The organism is Acinetobacter entericus (genome assembly GCF_026168575.1).
Taxonomy (GTDB): domain Bacteria; phylum Pseudomonadota; class Gammaproteobacteria; order Pseudomonadales; family Moraxellaceae; genus Acinetobacter; species Acinetobacter bouvetii.
Genome location: NZ_JAPEQW010000008.1, coordinates 82,112 through 101,626, shown reverse-complemented (window position 1 = coordinate 101,626; position 19,515 = coordinate 82,112). Strand labels below are relative to the sequence as shown.

18 protein-coding genes and 7 tRNA genes are annotated in these 19,515 nt (G+C 45.7%); 14 read left to right on the top strand and 11 right to left on the bottom strand.

Annotation, left to right across the window (positions count from 1 at the left end; translation table 11 throughout):
• Positions 1-7: 7 nt before the first annotated feature.
• The 5 genes from OKC24_RS08260 to OKC24_RS08240 all read right to left on the bottom strand — a co-directional run bounded on the left by OKC24_RS08260 (position 8) and on the right by OKC24_RS08240 (position 3,023).
• Complete coding sequence (locus tag OKC24_RS08260; protein WP_005012172.1) at positions 8-601, bottom strand: LysE family translocator; 594 nt, start codon at positions 599-601, stop codon at positions 8-10.
• Positions 602-933: 332 nt separating this feature from the next.
• Entirely contained in the window at positions 934-1,341 is a 408-nt protein-coding gene (locus tag OKC24_RS08255) for a hypothetical protein (RefSeq protein ID WP_130145472.1), read from the bottom strand.
• Between the two features lie 13 nt (positions 1,342-1,354).
• Entirely contained in the window at positions 1,355-2,191 is an 837-nt protein-coding gene (locus tag OKC24_RS08250) for a ParA family protein (protein ID WP_005012175.1), read from the bottom strand.
• A gap of 114 nt (positions 2,192-2,305) precedes the next feature.
• The gene (locus OKC24_RS08245; RefSeq protein WP_165381169.1) at positions 2,306-2,698 is read right to left on the bottom strand and encodes a SirB2 family protein; all 393 of its coding nucleotides are present in this window, start codon (positions 2,696-2,698) and stop codon (positions 2,306-2,308) included.
• Between the two features lie 16 nt (positions 2,699-2,714).
• Positions 2,715-3,023: a BolA family protein gene (locus OKC24_RS08240; protein WP_005012178.1), complete on the bottom strand. Its 309-nt coding sequence runs from the start codon at positions 3,021-3,023 to the stop codon at positions 2,715-2,717.
• Between the two features lie 233 nt (positions 3,024-3,256).
• Between OKC24_RS08240 and OKC24_RS08235 the strand changes: the two genes are divergently transcribed.
• The 7 genes from OKC24_RS08235 (at position 3,257) to OKC24_RS08205 (ending at position 4,050) form a co-directional block, all read left to right on the top strand.
• Positions 3,257-3,329 (top strand) — tRNA-Gly (locus OKC24_RS08235).
• A gap of 46 nt (positions 3,330-3,375) precedes the next feature.
• Positions 3,376-3,448, top strand: a tRNA-Gly gene (locus tag OKC24_RS08230).
• 46 nt (positions 3,449-3,494) lie between these two features.
• Positions 3,495-3,570, top strand: a tRNA-Gly gene (locus tag OKC24_RS08225).
• 44 nt (positions 3,571-3,614) lie between these two features.
• A tRNA-Gly gene (locus tag OKC24_RS08220) sits at positions 3,615-3,690 on the top strand.
• A gap of 44 nt (positions 3,691-3,734) precedes the next feature.
• Positions 3,735-3,810 (top strand) — tRNA-Gly (locus OKC24_RS08215).
• A gap of 44 nt (positions 3,811-3,854) precedes the next feature.
• A tRNA-Gly gene (locus OKC24_RS08210) sits at positions 3,855-3,930 on the top strand.
• 44 nt (positions 3,931-3,974) lie between these two features.
• Positions 3,975-4,050 (top strand) — tRNA-Gly (locus OKC24_RS08205).
• 285 nt (positions 4,051-4,335) lie between these two features.
• On the opposite strand, the gene OKC24_RS08200 is transcribed toward OKC24_RS08205, so the two are convergent.
• The 5 genes from OKC24_RS08200 to OKC24_RS08175 form a co-directional block, all read right to left on the bottom strand.
• A complete protein-coding gene (locus OKC24_RS08200; protein WP_130145466.1) occupies positions 4,336-5,706 on the bottom strand; it encodes an MFS transporter in 1,371 nt (456 codons plus the stop codon).
• 113 nt (positions 5,707-5,819) lie between these two features.
• On the bottom strand, positions 5,820-7,043 hold the full coding sequence (locus tag OKC24_RS08195) for an OprD family outer membrane porin (RefSeq protein WP_131276609.1): 1,224 nt from the start codon (positions 7,041-7,043) through the stop codon (positions 5,820-5,822).
• Positions 7,044-7,191: 148 nt separating this feature from the next.
• Positions 7,192-8,280 (bottom strand): Rieske 2Fe-2S domain-containing protein, encoded by a 1,089-nt coding sequence (locus OKC24_RS08190; protein WP_130145462.1) that lies wholly within the window; start codon positions 8,278-8,280, stop codon positions 7,192-7,194.
• Between the two features lie 41 nt (positions 8,281-8,321).
• The gene (locus tag OKC24_RS20025; RefSeq protein ID WP_131276611.1) at positions 8,322-9,296 is read right to left on the bottom strand and encodes a PDR/VanB family oxidoreductase; all 975 of its coding nucleotides are present in this window, start codon (positions 9,294-9,296) and stop codon (positions 8,322-8,324) included.
• Positions 9,297-9,398: 102 nt separating this feature from the next.
• Positions 9,399-10,148 carry a helix-turn-helix domain-containing protein gene (locus tag OKC24_RS08175; protein ID WP_131276613.1) on the bottom strand — a complete coding sequence of 250 codons (750 nt, stop codon included), beginning with the start codon at positions 10,146-10,148 and terminating at the stop codon, positions 9,399-9,401.
• Between the two features lie 348 nt (positions 10,149-10,496).
• Between OKC24_RS08175 and mdh the strand changes: the two genes are divergently transcribed.
• Both mdh and OKC24_RS08165 read left to right on the top strand, forming a co-directional pair.
• Positions 10,497-11,708 (top strand): iron-dependent methanol dehydrogenase, encoded by a 1,212-nt coding sequence (gene mdh / locus OKC24_RS08170; protein WP_130145458.1) that lies wholly within the window; start codon positions 10,497-10,499, stop codon positions 11,706-11,708.
• A gap of 190 nt (positions 11,709-11,898) precedes the next feature.
• Positions 11,899-12,867, top strand: coding sequence for an alpha/beta hydrolase (locus OKC24_RS08165; RefSeq protein ID WP_131276615.1), 969 nt, complete (start codon positions 11,899-11,901; stop codon positions 12,865-12,867).
• An 8-nt stretch (positions 12,868-12,875) separates the two neighbouring features.
• Here OKC24_RS08165 and OKC24_RS08160 read toward each other — a convergent pair whose 3' ends face one another.
• Positions 12,876-14,063: a sigma-54-dependent transcriptional regulator family protein gene (locus OKC24_RS08160; RefSeq protein WP_130145454.1), complete on the bottom strand. Its 1,188-nt coding sequence runs from the start codon at positions 14,061-14,063 to the stop codon at positions 12,876-12,878.
• 207 nt (positions 14,064-14,270) lie between these two features.
• Here OKC24_RS08160 and exaC point away from each other — a divergent pair, with 207 nt between their 5' ends.
• The 5 genes from exaC (at position 14,271) to nusB (ending at position 19,502) form a co-directional block, all read left to right on the top strand.
• Positions 14,271-15,782, top strand: a complete 1,512-nt coding sequence (gene exaC / locus OKC24_RS08155; protein WP_130145452.1) for an acetaldehyde dehydrogenase ExaC — start codon at positions 14,271-14,273, stop codon at positions 15,780-15,782.
• 266 nt (positions 15,783-16,048) lie between these two features.
• Positions 16,049-16,951, top strand: coding sequence for a LysR family transcriptional regulator (locus tag OKC24_RS08150; protein WP_131276617.1), 903 nt, complete (start codon positions 16,049-16,051; stop codon positions 16,949-16,951).
• Between the two features lie 493 nt (positions 16,952-17,444).
• Positions 17,445-18,566, top strand: a complete 1,122-nt coding sequence (gene ribBA / locus OKC24_RS08145; protein WP_005012202.1) for a bifunctional 3,4-dihydroxy-2-butanone-4-phosphate synthase/GTP cyclohydrolase II — start codon at positions 17,445-17,447, stop codon at positions 18,564-18,566.
• Positions 18,567-18,577: 11 nt separating this feature from the next.
• Positions 18,578-19,048, top strand: a complete 471-nt coding sequence (gene ribH / locus OKC24_RS08140) for a 6,7-dimethyl-8-ribityllumazine synthase (RefSeq protein ID WP_005012203.1) — start codon at positions 18,578-18,580, stop codon at positions 19,046-19,048.
• Positions 19,049-19,052: 4 nt separating this feature from the next.
• The gene (gene nusB, locus OKC24_RS08135; protein ID WP_005012209.1) at positions 19,053-19,502 is read left to right on the top strand and encodes a transcription antitermination factor NusB; all 450 of its coding nucleotides are present in this window, start codon (positions 19,053-19,055) and stop codon (positions 19,500-19,502) included.
• The last annotated feature ends 13 nt before the right edge of the window (positions 19,503-19,515 follow it).

Sequence of the window (19,515 nt, the reverse complement as noted above, 5' to 3'; positions counted from 1 at the left end):
TTTCCGCTTAAGAAAAAAAGCGGATCAGCACAGGCAGCATGCACAGCACCAGCATCATGGCCGATCCCTTATATAAAAGATCGGCTTTGATCTGCTTGGTATCGCCAGACAGAATTGCGCGCCCAAAAGACATCCAAAACAAGGCGCACGGCAGCAGCACCAGACTGAATACCGCAAAAACCAAGATAAAATTGGTGGAATTTCCCCAGGTTTCCAGCGGCAAAATGCCGGCAGCGAACAGCAGCGCTTTCGGATTCTTAAGCGTTGAAAAAAACAGCTGGCGCGGACGGATAGACGTGAAACGCTGATTGTGCTTATGCAAGTCTGAAGACTTCCACAGACGGAAAGCCAGCCAAAACACATAGGCCATACTCAAAAAATGCAGAATATGAATTAAATTTGGCCAAATAGGCGCACTTAAATGAATCAATAAAGCCCAAAGATTAATGGCATAAAAATAGCCAAAAAATTCTGCAGGAATAAATAAGCTGGTTTTCGCGATGCCCTGTTGATGCGCTGAGCTCGCCAGCAATGCATTGGTCGGGCCTGGCGTCATCAGTACCGCAATCATTGCTAAAACAAAAAGCCAACTCTCAATCATAAAAACCCGGAACTATGCAAAATTGGGCACACCTTAGCTGAAAATAATTTATAAAAACAAGTACAGATCAGGCTAAAAAAAGAATTTTACGGCCGGCATCACAGGAAATAAATGCAGAATTGAGAGCACTGGAACAGTTTTGCACATAAAATCAATGTTAATTTTATTTTATATTTTTCAAATACTTAATATTAAAAATCCATCTTCTCCATAAGCACGGAGCAGACATTTGAAAATGCAGGGATACATCGACAAGTTTTATTACACTTTTCTCATGCTCAGCCCATTTTGCAGAAGCGGGCTAAGCATGAGGGTGCATGCATGAAATGCTATTATTGCGCGGCGGCTGTCCGTGGAATCATCGGACAGCCTTTAAATTTAGCGGCTTGAAGCACGGCTTCCTGTTCGCCCATCAAGCGGGCAATTTCTGTCTTTTTGGTATTGGAAGACTGGCCCATATTGACCGAAACACTTGGGCCAATGCCCCAGCCGCCGTGATTGCTCCAGCCGCCGCCTAAACCGACACCCACTCCCATGCCTGTACGCTTGGCAGGCTGTACGCCATTATTCAAATATTCCTGAATGCGGTTATATTCGCTTTGCAATTGAAAACAATTCAGTGACTGGTACTGTGTCGGTGAAACATAGGTTGGCTTTACCGCCGTGGCGCATGCGCCCAACAGCATTGAACTGGCGGCCAAAAGGCTTAACTTGAGAAGGCTGAATGTGCTTGCTTTCATAAATGTCTCGATCTTATTTTTGCTCAATTTCATTGAACAATGATTGATAGGCCTGCGTCAATTTATGATCTGCTGCCAAATGCACCAACGGCTGATTTTTATGATGCGATTCTTTCATCAAAACTGACGGCGGCAGCATATTTTCAAGCACCGGCAAACCTTCATCCTTCAGCTGCTGCACCACTTCACGCGGCAGCTTGGCCTGCGCCTGGAATTGATTCACCACAATGCCTTCAATTTCCAAACCGTCATTGTGGTCATCCTGCGTTTCAATCACATTTTCAATCAGTGTTTGCAAGGCGCGTTTTGAAAAAACATCACAATCAAACGGAATCAGCACCCGGTCGGAGGCAATCAATGCGGACAGCGTAAAAAAGTTAAACGCGGGCGGCGTATCGATAAACACACGCTCATATTTGCCGCTCAGCTGTTGCAGCGCATCGCGCAGCTTATAAATTTTATGCTTAGACTCGAGCGCATAGGCCAAAGCGCCTAAGCTTGGGCTGGCTGGAATGACATCTAAATTCTTAAACGGCGATTGGTGCACATAGCTGTCCAATCCTTTAGAACGGTTTTTTAAAATTGAACCAATGGCATTGCCCAGCAAGCCTTTGCTTTGCTGCGTGCCCAGCACTTCTTCAAAATAATTTTCAATATTGGGTTCCAATGCAGGCTTATCGGCCGAATACGTCGCGTCATCCCCCAGCAAATACTGGCTGGAATTGGCCTGCGGGTCCAAATCAATCACCAGCGTTTTTAAGCCCTGATGCGCGCTGATGGCCGCCAAATTTACTGTAATGCTGGATTTCCCCACACCGCCCTTTTGGTTAAACACCACTCGTGTACGCATAAAACCCCTCTATCTCATTATTATTTAAACTGTTCTCAGTCTACCTGAGAACAGTTTATGTGCAATTTATTATGTCTGACAATTTATGCATCCCAAAGCATCCCTGCCCGAAGATCAGCCAAAGTTCGGCTTAATCATGACCAAGCCGATAATGGCAAGCAAGGCCACAGCCGCCAAGAATAAGCCTGCGCGGCGCTGTGTCAGCTGTACAGTATCGGTTTTGCGGTAAGCTTTGCTTAATGACGACAGCAGCACCAAGAACAAAATCACTTTGGCATAGAACCACGGCTGCACATCAAAATTTTTCATGAACAGCAGCACGATGCCTGTCCCGGCAATCAGCGTCATGGATAAATGCTGCAGCGCCACAAACAGCTTTCGGCCCGCTGGATTCGGCTGATTGCCCTGCACCCCCTTAAACAGCGTAAAGGCCCGGATGAAAATGGCCAAACCAGCCAATGTAACCGCAGACATGTGAATGATTTTAATCAGCAATTGAGTTTCCATATTCATTCAATGTCCGTTAAGGCTTTGGAGCATGCGCGCAGTCAGGGCTGGAGGTATCCTGTCCTTTCCATTCTTCAGGCAAATAGGCGTGAATCGCCAGTGCATGAATGCTGCCGGGGCCTAATAAATCGCCTGCTGCTGCGTAGACTTTTTGATGACGCTGCACCAAACGCAAGCCAGCAAAAGCCTCACTGACGATCACCGCTTTAAAATGTGATTCTTTGCCTGGGAAATAGCCGCCATGGCCTGCAGATTCATTCACCACGTCTAAATGGCTTGGCGATAACTGCTGTAAACGTTCGATGAGTTGCTGTTCCAAGCTCAAAGCTTCGCTCCAAAATTAAAAGACTGCTTTCAGTATAGCGTGTTCTCACCGCCGGTTCCGCTATCATGAGCAAATTTAACTCAGCAGAATGCTGCCCGCAGCACCTAAAATCAAAGTGATTTGTTTAAATATCTAGCAACTCTTTTAAAATTGTTTTTATTTTATGCAATTGAACCAAGGTTTTGCATAAAGTTATTGACCTTGAAACTGCTTACTGTATTATACGTGGCTATGCGGGAATAGCTCAGTTGGTAGAGCATAACCTTGCCAAGGTTGGGGTCGGGAGTTCGAGTCTCCTGTCCCGCTCAAATTTTTTCATTCGGTTTATTATTTAAAAAATTGGATAGACTCCGCGGGAATAGCTCAGTTGGTAGAGCATAACCTTGCCAAGGTTGGGGTCGGGAGTTCGAGTCTCCTTTCCCGCTCAAATTTTTTCATTCGGTTTTTTATTTAAAAAATTGGATAGACTCCGCGGGAATAGCTCAGTTGGTAGAGCATAACCTTGCCAAGGTTGGGGTCGGGAGTTCGAGTCTCCTTTCCCGCTCCAAATTATTTCATTCAGTTTTTTTATTTATAAAAATGGATAACCCTGCGGAAATAGCTCAGTGGGTAGAGCATAACCTTGCCAAGGTTGGGGTCGGGAGTTCGAGTCTCCTTTCCCGCTCCAAATTATTTCATTCAGTTTTTTTATTTATAAAAATGGATAACCCTGCGGAAATAGCTCAGTGGGTAGAGCATAACCTTGCCAAGGTTGGGGTCGGGAGTTCGAGTCTCCTTTCCCGCTCCAAATTTTTTCATTCAGTTTTTTTATTTAAAAAAATGGATAACCCTGCGGAAATAGCTCAGTTGGTAGAGCATAACCTTGCCAAGGTTGGGGTCGGGAGTTCGAGTCTCCTTTCCCGCTCCAAATTTTTTCATTCAGTTTTTTTATTTAAAAAAATGGATAACCCTGCGGAAATAGCTCAGTTGGTAGAGCATAACCTTGCCAAGGTTGGGGTCGAGAGTTCGAGTCTCTTTTTCCGCTCCAAATTCAAAAAGCCCTGATCGAAAGATTAGGGCTTTTTATTGTCTTTTTCTCAGCGATTGGCATAGAACTGCATCCTCTATGATTTTATGAGCAGCCAAATGCTGCCTTCATCAGCTCAGCATCACCCTAAAAATACCCTCACCCTGCTCAAAAATGCGCCCCCATAGAAGTAAAAAATTGAAATCACCTGATATTGACGGCCACTTATCTTCCTGACCACAAGCATGAAAAAAGCCCCAAACACATTAGGGCTTTGGAATTCAAACCAATATCACATCATCAAAATTATTTGCGCCATACCAGCGGCGACTTGCTTTGTTCAGCTTCATGATCAGGCCCCAATGGAATGCCCGTGCGATCACGAATAGCCAAGGTCGAAAGCAATGCAACGGTCGCCATGAAAGCTAAATAGTATGAAACCGCAGCGGTTGAACCCGTCACACTCACAAGCCAAGTGCCAATCATTGGCGCAAATGCTCCGCCTAAAATTGCACCAAGCGCATATGAAATTGAGATGCCTGAAAAACGAATTGATGCAGGAAAAAGCTCAGCATAATAAGAAGACTGCACGCCATACGTTAAGCCAATGCCGCTTGCCAAGAAACATAAACCCAGCGCAAAAAGCTGAAAAATCCCTGTATTTACCAAGGGAAATAAAGCAAAAATACCGACAAGCTGCACAATCCAGCCCAAGATATAAGTCTTTTTACGCCCAATTTTATCGGACAAGGCTCCTGAAATATAAGTCGTAATCAGCCAGCAGAAAGAAGCCATCGTGACAGCAATCAATACAGGCGTACGCGCCATGGCTAAAGGGCCATCAGGATTTGTCGCATAGTTTTGAATAAATCCGCCCGTGGTCATATAACCGCTTGCACTATTCCCCGCAAAGACCAAAGCCGCTAACAATACAACAAGGCTATGGTTTTTAAATAAATCGCGAATCGGTGTTTGAGATGCGCTTTTACGCTCTTTGATTTCTTCAAAAACAGGGCTTTCTTCAACCGTACGGCGAATCCAATGACCAATGAACAGCAGCACGACGCTGAATAAAAATGGAATGCGCCATCCCCACTCTACAAACGCATCTCCTGGAGCAATCACACCAGTCATAAGCGCAAACATACCCGAAGCAAGGATCAAACCTAAGGGCACACCAATTTGCGGGAATGCGCCAAAACGGCCACGCTTATGCTTGGGCGCATGCTCGACAGCCATCAGCACAGCGCCGCCCCATTCACCGCCAGCGGCAATCCCTTGAAAAATACGCAGCACCAGCAGCAAAATAGGCGCCATCACGCCAATACTGGCATAGGTTGGCAATAAGCCAATACATGTTGTGGCTAAACCCATCAATACCAATGTCGTGACTAAAACAATCCGGCGCCCATATTTATCCCCTAAATACCCTGCTAAAAAGGCGCCAAAAGGACGAAATAAAAAGCTGATGCCAACGGTGGCAAAGGCCAGCAATGTTCCTAAAGTATTGCCTGCCGGCGCAAAGAACAGGTCTTTAAAGATCAGGCCTGCCGCTGCCGCATAGATAAAAAAGTCATACCATTCAACCGTCGTTCCCACAATGGTGGCATAGGCGACTTTTCGCTCATCCCTGGTCATGCGGTCCTTGCCTGACACTGCTGCAGAAGTTAATTCCATCTCTATCTCCATATAATAGAATGTTTTTTGACTGCCTATTTGTTAATATATTAACTAAATGGTAAAAAAAATTTAAACCATTAATTTCGCATCATACTCATTTGATTTAGTGATTAAAATTTCTTTGTATAAGTGACAAAAAAACGGTTTTCATCAAAATCATTGCCATATTTAGTGTCATATTTTGCAAATAAATATTGCAAACCCACACCTTTCAAATAATCATGCTGAAAATTATAGGCACCTATGAGGTTTAACTCTGATTCGCTATTTTCCATACCATCCGCAAGCTTAATTTTTTCGCCATATGAATATTTCACTAAGGCATTTAAGCCCGGCACATAATCTTTAAAATTATAGCCATAGATGAAATGATACGTTTGTTCATTCTTTTTGAAAAACCCTGTGACATTCCAGTTCACAAAGTATAGCTCAGGAATATAGCCATCCAGCGTAGGGAATGCATCTCCCACTATTTTTTGCACGCCGGCAGCCACGGTATGATTTTTATATTTTACGGTTTCAATCACACCAATATTTTGGCTGTCAATAGCTGCAATTGAGCCGGTGTCTTGCACATTAAAATAACGCACTTTAGAATTGAGCTGGGTATCCGCATTCAAAGCATAGTTATGCTCCAAACCCACATAGTGTTTATTGAAAATATTTTCTAAATGCGCAAATGAGTACGCTGCTTTCAACTGGTCATTGACGCGATATTTAAAGTCAACATAACTCATTCCATCTGACTGAATTTTATTGCCATTTTGGGTATAGGATAGCTTTCTGAACTGATCATCATTGCGTGCTGAATATTTGCTGAGCATACCCAGTTCAAGACTCAAATGATCATTGATGGTACTGCTTAGAGTCCCCCCCAAATACGTACCAACCAACTGGCGGCTCGCATCAATATTTGCAACAGGTGAGTCAGACCAAATCTCACCGGCCTTCAGCACATTATCTTTATATTTGAGTTTGACTGCGCCCCCAAATTTAGCATAGTCAGAGGCCTGCTTTTGGCTCTCCGCATCGAATGGCAGTACAGAATCAGCGGCATGCTTATCATTGCTCAAACGCACTGCAGATTGCACATTTGCGTCCAAACCAATTTGCAGCTGATCGATTGGCGTATCTTGAAATTTTGAATCATAAAATAATGAAATGGCTTGTGACCAACTGCCGGTATCTTTAACTGCATCATTATCAAAATCACGATCAATATATGCATTTTTCAAAAAAAGCTTCCAATGATCTTCTGCAAGCACATTTTGAGAAAGCCCTATGCTTAATAGCGCTAAACTCAGAAGCTTGATTTTTTTTAATCTCATCATCATTTTCCATTTTCCTAGGTGAAGTCCATTTACACATTTAATTAATATATTAATTATTTTTTTAAAATCATACCCCGACTAAAGGCGTATTTCAATTTAATTAAAATACGCCTTCAATTTAATTAAAATACGCCTTCAACTTAATTCTAATTTAGCCTTTCTCTTGTTCAGCACGCTTTTTTAAATAAATGCGTGTTGCAACTGCGGGTGAGTCACTGGCTACAGAAATTTCAAAATGATGCTCATCCTGGTCATCTAAAATCGCTTCCAATGCGCCTAAACCCTCAACATCTTCTTGAAAGGCTGCAAATAATTGCTCATGCATAAAACTTTCTATGTGTTCATCATTTAAGGCAAAATCACGGCCGTGAACAATAAAATAATGCATGGTATTGTTGGTTTCTGGGGTCAAAATATGCGCGGTATGAATTTTATAATTTTCACGTGTTTCTTCATCCAGCGCCGAATCATAAAATTTCACACTGACCTGATGTAAGCCTGGAGACAAAAATTCTGATGTTGCAATACGCGCAGCGGTATCTTTTCCTGCCAAGCCTGTTGTTTGCCCCCAAACTGGCGATAAAGTCGTGGGTACAACCTCACGAATGAGTTTGTAATGCCCATCCTTTAATTCGGTCTTATACGGCGCGCTGGCATAGTCTGGCGTGCCAATTGTAGCAGCATGCAAAAAGGTTAAATGGGTTAAATCCATAAGGTTTTCATGCATGCTGACATAATTTCCTGGATGGAAAAAATAGCCAGATGTACATGCCCAATTTGAGTTCTCTAACCAAGGCAAATGTGGAATCTTCGATTCATCTGCAAGACTTTGATCACCCAGCCAAATCCAAACCAGTGGTCCAGTTTCTGCCAGTTTATAGTTTTTAATGCCAATCCCATGCGGGCATTTGCTTTGTGACGGAATTTCAACAAGGTCACCCGTGTAGTTATATTTAAAGCCATGATAGCCGCAAATAATATTGTCACCTTCTAAATGACTTTTAGACAGTGGAAATGACCGGTGCGCGCAGCGGTCTTCCAATGCAACTGGCGCCCCGTCCAAAGTACGGTACATCACCACACGCTTATTTAGAATCTTCCGCGCTAAGAGTTCACGGCCGACTTCATCCTTAAATGCAGCGACATACCATTCATTTAAAATTAATGGCGTATCTTTATTGGCCATTTTATCGCTGGCTTTACGGCAAGCTTCAATAATATTAACTACTGGAATCGTCATGTTATTTCCCTAATTTTTGGATTTGAATGTCTATTTCACAGTCAAAGATCAAGCTCAATCATTGCGCTTTTGGCACGAGATACACAAATCAGCATCGATGTATTTGCGGCTTTTTCTTCATCACTTAAAATCATGTCTAGATGATCCGGCGTTCCTGAACACACCGTGACTTCACAGGTGCGGCAGATTCCCGCACGGCATGAAAATGGCAAATCCATTCCTGCTTGCTCTAAGGCATCTAAGATCGATTGATCTGCCATCACCTGTATTTCTTGCCCAGAGCGTTTTAATTTGACCCGAAATCCTCCGGTATCGGTTGCTGCCGGTACTGAGGCTGGCGCACTGAACCATTCAAAATGCACATGCTGCGCAGGGAGATGATGAGCAGCATACTTCACGCTTTGCATTAAGGCCTCAGGGCCGCAGCAATAGAGATGTTCTTCTGGAGACAATGAAGCAATCACCTTGCTGATATCGAGCTGACACCCTTCATGCTCATCATTGAAATGAAAATGAATATTGCTTTCTGATAACTGCTGCAGTTCTTCATAAAACCCAGCGCGCTGCTTATTGCGTACGCTGTAAAATAACCGCCATTTTTTCCCTTGCGCTATGCATCTGCGGATCATAGACAAAATCGGCGTAATGCCTATGCCGCCTGCAATAAAGCAATATTCAGACGCATCGACTAAACTAAAATTATTTCGTGGCGGACTCACTTTCAGCAAATCCCCCATACGCAAAGCCTGATGAATATTTTGTGAACCGCCGCGCCCATTTGGCGCAAGTCCAACAGCAATTACATAACGATATGTTTCACTGGGACAATTCAGCAATGAATAATGCCGGATACAGCCGTTTTGCAAATACACTTCCAAATGTGAACCTGCGGTAAAAGGGCTTAATGGCTTTTTTTCTGGATGCTGCAGTTCCAACACCACAATATCTTTGGCTTCTGACTTGAAGTCAGTAATACGCAGTTCGAATGCTGAACGTTCCATAGCGAAGGCTTCCATTCCATATATTCCCTATATGTTCTGAAATATATACAACATCCTTACGCAGCCTTGTCCCCCAAAAAGAGGACGTTCATGGCCTGAAAGACTCGTTCAACATAATTAAGCGTGCATAAACATTGCAAACAGCTGGTTTTTAAAATGAATCCCCAATTTATCAAAGGCGCGGTTGCGGTAGGTTTTGACCGTCGACTCTTTCAGCCCCATCGTGACCGCAATGCCGGCATAGCTCATTCCCTTTAATACCAAAGCGCAGACTTCAATTTCTTGCGGCGCCAGCAAAGGCTGTCTTTTCAATAGCTGGACTTTAAAATCAGGTTGGGCTTGTAATGCTAAATGACCTTGCATCAGCTTAGACAATGCAGGAATCATCTGTTCAAAATTGGCAATTTCATGATCCGAATAAAAGCCCTGCTCTTTATGGCGGTATAAATTAAATAAAATCGGATGATTATTTTCATCTCGATAAAAACCGCACAAGCGCTGAATTAAATTATTTTGTTCGTAAATTTCACGCCGATAGGGCGAAAAAGCAATATCATTTGCACACACCTGCCCAGTCAGTATTTGATGCTGCTGAAGCTCTTGATTCACTAAATTTTGATATAAATCATCATAAGCATGAAAGCGCTGTACATACGACTGGCCGCAGCGTAAAGGAACGCTGTGATGATCATTATATGTGCCGCATAACAATAGGGCTGGAGACTGATCCTGCACCCTCAAAATAGAAAAGTGCTTCGCTTGCACCCACTCTGCAAGGTAGGCCAATAAAGATGAATCAAATTGCGGATGTCCCATCAGCGCAACCAGATCAAGAAAGTTCGTCAAATTTCTATGTTCATTCATCATGCAAATCCTTTGAGATGAGTTTAATGAATATATTAAGTTTCCGCACAAGATGAAACCGCTTTTCATAGCAAAATGCTTTTATAAAGTTCAAGCCATGGCTGATGTGTTCTAACCGACTCGGGCTATATCGACCTTAGTGGCATGAAAAGCGCGCTTAAACTTTTTTAAAAAATAAAAAATTAAATAAATATCAAATTCTTAAAATTAAATTCTGATAGCGCGCCAGCAATCCCTTATCTTTGGTAGGTCTTTGGTAGGTGTAATTTTCAGAACCGCTATTCAATACTCATTTTACGGTGAGCATCACCCATAACAATGACGACAATGAATGGTAGAAGGAATCGCACCATGGCTTTTAAGAATATTGCAGATCAAACGAACGGTTTTTACATCCCTTGCGTATCGCTCTTTGGCCCAGGCTGCGCCAAAGAAATCGGCGGCAAAGCGCAAAATCTGGGCGCGAAAAAAGCGCTGATTGTGACGGATGCCGGTTTATTTAAATTTGGCGTCGCCGACATTATTGCGGGCTATTTAAAAGAAGCCGGTGTAGACAGCCACATCTTCCCAGGCGCAGAGCCGAACCCGACCGACATCAATGTCCACAACGGTGTTGCTGCTTATAACGAACAAGGCTGTGATTTTATTGTATCGCTGGGCGGCGGCTCTTCCCATGACTGCGCTAAAGGCATTGGCTTAGTCACAGCTGGCGGCGGCCACATCCGTGACTATGAAGGCATTGATAAAAGCACGGTGCCGATGACCCCGCTGATTGCCATTAACACCACAGCAGGCACGGCTTCAGAAATGACCCGCTTCTGCATCATTACCAATACCGACACACACGTTAAAATGGCAATTGTCGACTGGCGCTGCACCCCGCTGATTGCGATTGACGATCCAAAACTGATGGTTGCCAAACCTGCTGCATTAACAGCAGCTACAGGTATGGATGCATTAACCCATGCTGTTGAAGCTTATGTCTCAACTGCGGCAACGCCAATTACCGATGCCTGCGCAGAAAAAGCGATTTCAATGATCAGCGAATGGCTCAGCCCGGCAGTGGCCAATGGTGAAAACCTCGAAGCGCGTGATGCCATGAGCTATGCGCAATACTTAGCAGGCATGGCCTTCAACAATGCATCTTTGGGCTATGTGCATGCCATGGCCCACCAGCTTGGCGGTTTTTACAACCTGCCGCATGGGGTCTGCAACGCGGTATTATTGCCGCACGTCTGTGAATTCAACCTGATTGCCTGTCCTGACCGCTATGCGCGCATTGCCGAACTGATGGGGGTGAACACTGACGGTTTAACTGTGACTGAAGCTGCATATGCCGCCATTGACGCAATTCGCGAATTATCCGCATCGATTGGCATTCCATCCAGCCTTTCAGAACTGGGAGTAAAAGAGCAGGATTTGGCCATTATGTCTGAAAATGCGCAAAAAGATGCCTGCATGCTGACCAACCCGCGTAAAGCGACGCATGCTCAAGTAGTCGACATCTTCAAAGCCGCGCTCAAATCAAATGCATCCGTGCTGGATTTTAAAGCGGCCGTCTAATCCCTGCTGAATCTTTTGTTTGCTTTGACAATTTAAGTGGAATGAAACAGATGTCCATACTGTTTCATTCGGGGCTGCTTCATCCTGTCTGGCCCGTGCACTTAAATTGTCTTTTTTTGTTTGCGGTTGACAAAATTTTGGACTTCATCAAGGATAAGAACCTTCATGACAATAACAACCAGAGCAAATTATGTCAGCAACTCAACTCCCTGTCGCATACCAGCCGGATATCCTCGGCGCAGGCTATGAACAAGCCGCGCTGCACTTCCCCGATGATTATGAAGGCAAAGTCATTGCCACCCTGGTGCGCAAAAAAGCCCCGCAAAGCGCGTCGAAAGCCGTGCTGTATATTCATGGCTTTATTGACTATTTTTTTCAAACTGAAATGGCGGAGCAGTTCAATCAGCATGGTTTTGACTTTTACGCGCTGGATTTAAGAAAATACGGCCGCTCCATTTTACCGCATCAAAAATATTACAATATCCGCGAAATTGCAGAATATGATGCTGAAATCACCCAAGCTTTAGAGATTATTGGCGCTGAAGGCCACGATTCAGTATTGCTGTGCGGCCACTCAACCGGCGGCCTGACCACAACACTGTATGCGGCGCATCATCCCAATCATCCGCTGATTAAAGCGCTGTGGGTCAACAGCCCTTTTTACGATTTCAACATGAACCCAATTAAGCGCAAATTAGGCCTGCCGGGCCTGAGCCGGATTGGCAAAATCTTTCCCGACCTTCAGTTCCCCAGCGAACTGAATAAATGGTATACCGCCAGCCTGCATAAAGATTTAAAGGGCGAATGGGACTTCAGCCTGGACTGGAAAAAAACGGCGTATCCAAAGGTGCGCTTAAGCTTTGTCAGCGCTATTTTTGAAGCGCAAAAAGAGATCCACCAAGGCGTTAAAATTGATGTGCCGGTATTGGTGATGCATTCGAATCAAACTAAAAATCCGCGCAAATGGGGCAAAGACGCCCAGACCAGCGATGTGATTTTAGGGGTTAAGGATATTCAAAAATATGCCAAAAAAATTCAGGGAGATGTCACAGTGCAAAGCATACAGAATGGACTGCATGATTTAGTGCTGTCCCGGAAGCCTGTCCGCGACAGCGTTTATCAGCAGCTGTTTCAATGGCTGGCCGATAAAGGCCTGTAGCGCATCCATCAGCTGCTGCCGTAGAGCTTCTGCTTCAGCAGCGTTTGATGAATCGGATGCTGCTTGGGCATCAGTTCAATCAGCCGCTCCACCGCATCAATGGCTTCAGGAAACCGCGCGACATGGCGCAGCAGCACATCGGTTTCATTGGCCTTGAAAATCGCATCGCTGAGGCGCGACTCTAAACAGTCCCGCCAAGCGCATAAAAATGGACTTTCCGTTTTCGCCAGGAAAACCCCTGAACACAGCTTCAGCGCAGATTCGATATAGCCGGCGTCCAGCGCCTGCTCCGCCAGCAGGAAATCCGCTTCAACATTGGCTAAAACCCGATAAGGCCGAGATCCCAGCATGCCGCCCAATACATCGCGCAGCTGCGACATTTCCGCTTTTAATGTGCCGATGCTGACCTTGCGCTCGCCATAGAGCGCCTGATGCAAAGTATCTAAGGTCATGCCCTGTGGGCACAGCGCCAAAATCGTTAAAATTTCAATCTGCCGCGGAGTCATGACCAGCACTTTGCCGTTAAACAGCACTTGCGATGCCGAAAATGCCCGAATATACAGCTGCTGCTTATACTGCTCCTGCAGCGCAGACTGAATAATCGAAGCGCAGCGCTCAGCAGCCAGCAAACCTAAGCTATTGTGATTTTTCCATGTCGTGGATAAATCAATCACCCCCAGAATCTGCTTGGAATAAGGGTCAATAATCGGCGCGGCATAGCACACCCAGTCATGAATGGACGCCATATAGTGTTCATTGGAAAAGACGCAGCTGGATTGCTGGGTTTTTAAAGACAATGCCAGCGCATTGGTGCCGACCAGTTCTTCTTTCCATTGCCCGCCCTCCATAAAATGCACGCTTTCAGCTGCGCTCTGCATTTGCTGGCTGGAGGCTGTCCATATAATGGTGCTGCCGACATCCCCAACCGCCACCACCATCGAAGACTGCTGCGCAATATGCTTTAAATCTTCAGCGCAGTGTGTCAAAGCCTGCTGCAGCGCATTCGGCGCCTGCTTGGCCACAGGCAGCATAGGCGCCGCCGAACGGCCTTGAGGAATTTCGGCGGTTCTGGAGCGCTGCCAGGAACTGTGTATGCTTTGCCCCAGCAGTTCAGCATGCATGGGCGATAGGCTGCTGCTTTGCCTAAATTTCTCTATTTGCTTCCTTTTTTCTACTAAATTCTGCATCACTGTCATCCTTTAGCTTCTCAAGCTATGACTGATCATCTATCCCTGTAATTGCTATCCTTGTAACCATTTGTCTAAAGGTTGTAAACCGTCATTCAACCAACCTTTTTCCAACCTTATATTAGGTATGCTAGTTAAATAATGTACAAAAGTACCTTATACCAAAGCAGTAAGCTTTGAGATAAAGCACACCATAATAAGCAAAGGAATTTTCATATGCGTTACGTCGATCCCAATCAACCCGGTTCAAAAGTTCAATTTAAATCACAATATGAAAACTTTATTGGCGGCAAATGGGTGCCGCCTGTAAATGGAGAATACTTCGGCAACATCTCCCCTGTCGATGGCAAAGTATTCACTCAAATTCCGCGCTCCTCTGCCGCTGACATCGAATTGGCGCTGGATGCCGCCCATGCAGCCAAAGCATCGTGGAATAGCGCCTCTCCCACCACACGCTCGAATCTGCTGCTGAAAATTGCAGACCGCCTGGAGCAAAACCTAGAACTGCTGGCTGTGGCGGAAACTTGGGACAATGGCAAGCCTGTCCGTGAAACCTTAGCGGCGGACATTCCCTTAGCGATTGACCACTTCCGCTATTTTGCAGGCTGTATCCGCGCGCAGGAAGGCGGCATTTCAGAAATTGATGAAGACACTATTGCCTATCATTTTCATGAGCCGTTGGGCGTGGTTGGGCAAATCATTCCGTGGAACTTCCCTATTTTAATGGCGACGTGGAAATTGGCGCCGGCATTGGCCGCAGGCAACTGCATTGTCTTAAAGCCTGCTGAACAGACCCCAGTCAGCATTCTGGTTCTGGTGGAGCTCATTCAGGATTTATTGCCGGCGGGTGTACTGAATATTGTCAATGGCTACGGTGTCGAAGTGGGCCGCCCGCTGGCGACCAATCCGCGCATTGCGAAAATTGCCTTTACCGGCTCTACAGCTGTTGGCCAGCAAATTATGCAATATGCCACCGAAAATATTATTCCTGTGACGCTGGAACTCGGCGGAAAATCACCGAATATCTTCTTTGAAGACATTATGGATCAGGATGATGATTTCCTGGATAAAGCGCTGGAAGGCTTTGCGATGTTTGCCTTAAACCAAGGTGAAATCTGTACCTGCCCTTCTCGTGCCTTAGTGCAAGAAAGCATTGCAGATAAATTCTTGGAAATGGCGGTAGAACGTGTAAAACGCATCAAGACGGGTCATCCGCTGGATACCGAAACAATGATTGGCGCGCAGGCATCTCAAGAACAGCAAGAAAAAATCTTGGGCTGCATTGCCACAGGTAAAAATGAAGGCGCTCAGCTGATTACCGGCGGCGATCCACGCAATGAAGTAGGCACAGGTTTCTATATTGAACCGACCATTTTCAAAGGCACCAATGACATGAAGATTTTCCAGGAAGAAATCTTCGGCCCTGTGCTTTCAGTCGCAACCTTTAAAGACTTTGATGATGCGATTAAAATTGCCAATGACACCATTTACGGTCTAGGCGCTGGGGTTTGGTCACGTTCAGCGCATACCTCTTACCGCGCTGGCCGCGCAATTCAAGCAGGCCGCGTATGGACCAACTGCTACCACATCTACCCTGCGCATGCAGCCTTTGGCGGCTATAAAAAATCAGGCATTGGCCGTGAAAACCACAAAATGATGCTTGATCATTATCAGCAAACCAAGAACCTGCTGGTAAGCTACTCTACCAAAGCAATGGGCTTCTTCTAAGCTGTTCATTGATCCATCTCAAAGAAAAAGCGGACGCCTGTCCGCTTTTTTCACTTTTTATTCACTCAAATCGGCCGATTCTGAAAATCTGCCGAATTTAAAACAATCAAATTGCTGCGCACCTAAGCACAGCAAAAACAAAATCAGCCAAACCGCTGCAATTCGACGCATGCTGAACACTTCCAAAAAAATCCTGTCTTCAACATAGGCAAAATAAACGATCTAATCTAATATCAAATTTATAACAACCTATCTCATTTCAAGATATGAAGACCCTGAAACAGTTTCAATATTTCATTGCCATCGTCGAGCACGGCAGTTTTACCGCCGCTTCTGAACAGCTTTTTATTGCCCAGTCCGCCTTAAGCCGGCAGATTAAAATGCTGGAAGAAGAGATTGGATTCTGCTTATTTGACCGCACGGACAAGAAAATTCAGCTGACAGCGGCAGGCCAATCTTTTTATCAAAAGCTGAAAATGCATTTATTGAACATTGAACATTCCATCGACGCCGCGAACAGCATTGCCCATGGACGCGGGCGCTGCCTGCAGCTGGCGCATTCCAGCAGCATCGTGATGGATTGCATCAAAATTCAGTCTCTGCATAAACTCTGTGAAAAATACACACTCGAAGTGGAAATCAGCACCCTGTCTTCCGAACAGCAGATCGAAGCCGTCCTGAATGGCCGGATTGACCTTGGCTTGATTCGTCCGCCAACCCGCCGCAATTTGCAGGATGTGCACTGCGCCGAACTGTATGCGCAGCCGCTCTATGCTGCCGTGCATCAGGATGATCCTTTTTTTCAACACAAAGACTGCATCAGTATTGCCGAATTAAGCCAACGGCAATTTGTCTCTACACCTCATGCGGAGCGCGGCGGATTAAGCTATTTAGCTGCAAATTTATGTATCAATCATGGATTTTATCCGCAAAAATCATCTATTCGCTCACGCAAGGCCTGCCAGCTTGATTTAGTTGATGCTGGCCTCGGCATTTGCATTGTGCCGGAAGAGTTCCGCAGCCAGCTTCCTGCTGCCGTCAAACTGATTGCGCTTGATCCCGCGCCTGCGCCATCCAAAGTTTGCTTGATTTGGAGTAAAACCGCCGATGAAGCGGTGCATCAAGCTGCCGCTGAGCTGCAAAAAAGTTTTATCGGCGCTGATCAATAGCGCATGATTCAGCCAAGCAGCCGTTTAGGAATGCTGCCTGGCCCGCTGTGCGGCATATGGCAGCATCTGTTCGCCCATCTGCTGATCTTAAGGTCCCCAAAAGCCATGATGCGTGAATTTTTAACAGCGGACTCTGGATAAAGGCGGCAAATCCAGACCTAAATAGGGCTGATTTTTCGGTGATGCAGGATCAATTGATAAAAAAATGCAGAATTTGCATATTTTAAAGCCGCGCCGCCAAATTGAATGACGCTTTATGCGCCTGCGATATAACTTTGTCATTTTTCATTCTTTTCAATCGCTTAAAGATTATACACATATGCATTCTTTTGAAATAAAGCCGACTTTAAAAGTCGGCTCGGACTGTGTATAACAATGAACCTGAAAGGGAAAATGATAAGCATAGGCAAAGAACGCAAAAAAACGTTAGACTATGCAGCAATCCATACAAGTTTAGTGTCTTCACAGAAGACGAAGAAGAAGGTGAAGGCTGATGCCGCTCAATACAGTTGAAGAGCTCGTCGCAGATATTCGTGCAGGCAAAATGGTTATCCTCATGGATGATGAAGACCGTGAGAATGAAGGCGATTTAGTCATCGCAGCGACTCATGTGCGCCCTGAAGACATTAACTTCATGATTACCCATGCCCGCGGTTTAGTGTGCTTAACACTCAGCCGTGAACGCTGCGAACAGCTGAAACTGCCGCTCATGGTGGATGCCAATGGCGCGCAGCACGGCACAAACTTTACGCTGTCTATTGAAGCAGCCAAAGGCATTTCGACAGGCATTTCTCCTGCTGAACGCGCGCATACCATCCAAACGGCGGTTGCTGCGCATGCCAAACCTGCAGATATCGTCCAGCCGGGCCATATCTTCCCATTAATGGCGCAGCCGGGCGGCGTACTGCACCGCGCAGGCCATACCGAAGCCGGCTGTGACTTATCACGCTTGGCAGGTTTAGAGCCAGCATCGGTGATTTGTGAAATTATCAATGAAGACGGCACGATGGCGCGCCGACCTGACTTGGAAGTGTTTGCAGAAAAACACGGCCTGAAAATCGGCACCATTGCGGATCTGATTCATTACCGCATGACCAATGAGCAGACGGTTGAACGTATTGACCAGCAAACACTGGATACCGAATACGGCACCTTTGAATTATTCCGCTACCGTGAAATCGGCAATCCGGATATTCATTTGGCGCTGGTGAAAGGTGAGCCTAAAGCGGGTGTCACCACAGTCCGTGTACACGGCTTCAGCCCTGCACGCGACTTGCTGAAAATCAACAAGCAAGACGGCGAACCCGCGTGGAATTTAGATAAAGCGCTGAAAGAAATCGCCAACAGCGACCGCGGCGTCTTAGTCTGGATTGGCCAGCGCCATTTGCAGGACTTGGGCCCAGCCCTAGACAGCCTGTGTTCGCCAAAACCGACCAAATCTAGCGCCGCGCTGTCTCAGCAGTACCAGACCATTGGCGTGGGCGCGCAAATTCTGCGTGATTTAGGCGTCGAAAAGATGAAGCTGTTGAGTTCACCTTTACGCTTTAATGCGCTGTCAGGCTTTAACTTAGAAGTGGTGGAATATATCACCGCAAACCAAACATCAGAGAAATAATCGAGGTTGCTATGGCAGTTCGCCGTATTGAAGGTATGTTACATCTCGCGAGCGAAGGCCGTTACGCGATCCTGGTTGGCCGTTTTAACAGCTTTGTTGTCGAACATCTGCTGGACGGTGCAATTGATACATTGAAACGCCATGGCGTATCAGAGGATAATATCACTGTTGTTCATGCACCAGGCGCGTGGGAACTTCCAGTGGTGGCTAAGAAATTAGCAGAAACTGAACGTTTTGATGCCGTGATTGCGCTCGGCGCAGTGATCCGCGGCAGCACGCCTCACTTCGATTTCGTTGCTGGCGAATGCGCGAAAGGTTTAGGCGTTGTTGGCCTGAATACGGGCCTGCCGGTGATTAATGGTGTATTGACTACGGACAGCATTGAACAAGCGATTGAACGCTCGGGTACAAAAGCAGGCAATAAGGGCGGCGAAGCTGCCTTGACTGCTATTGAAATGGTTAACTTGTTAAAGGCTATTTAACGCTATGTCGCAAACACTTCAAGCAACTTATGCAGCAAAACGCAAAGCACGCCGTTTTGCTGTGCAAGGAATTTATGAATGGCAGATGAGCCACAATCCAGTCCATGAGATTGAAGCACGCACGCGTGTGGAAAATGCCATGCACAAAGTGGATCTAAGCTATTATCATGAATTGTTGACTCAAGTGGTTGCCAATCATGAAGCATTGGATGCGCTCTTAATTCCTGTACTGGACCGCGAACTTTCTGCGCTGGACGGCGTAGAACGGGCGGCGCTCCGTCTTGGCGCCTATGAATTGAAAGAGCATCTGGAAATTCCATATCGCGTTGTTTTAGACGAAGCGATTGAACTGGCTAAACATTTTGGCGGCGCAGACAGCCATAAATACATCAATGGTGTATTGGACCGTTTAGCAACGACTCTACGTGCAGCAGAAAAGCAGCAAGCTCAATAATTTAAGTTGATTT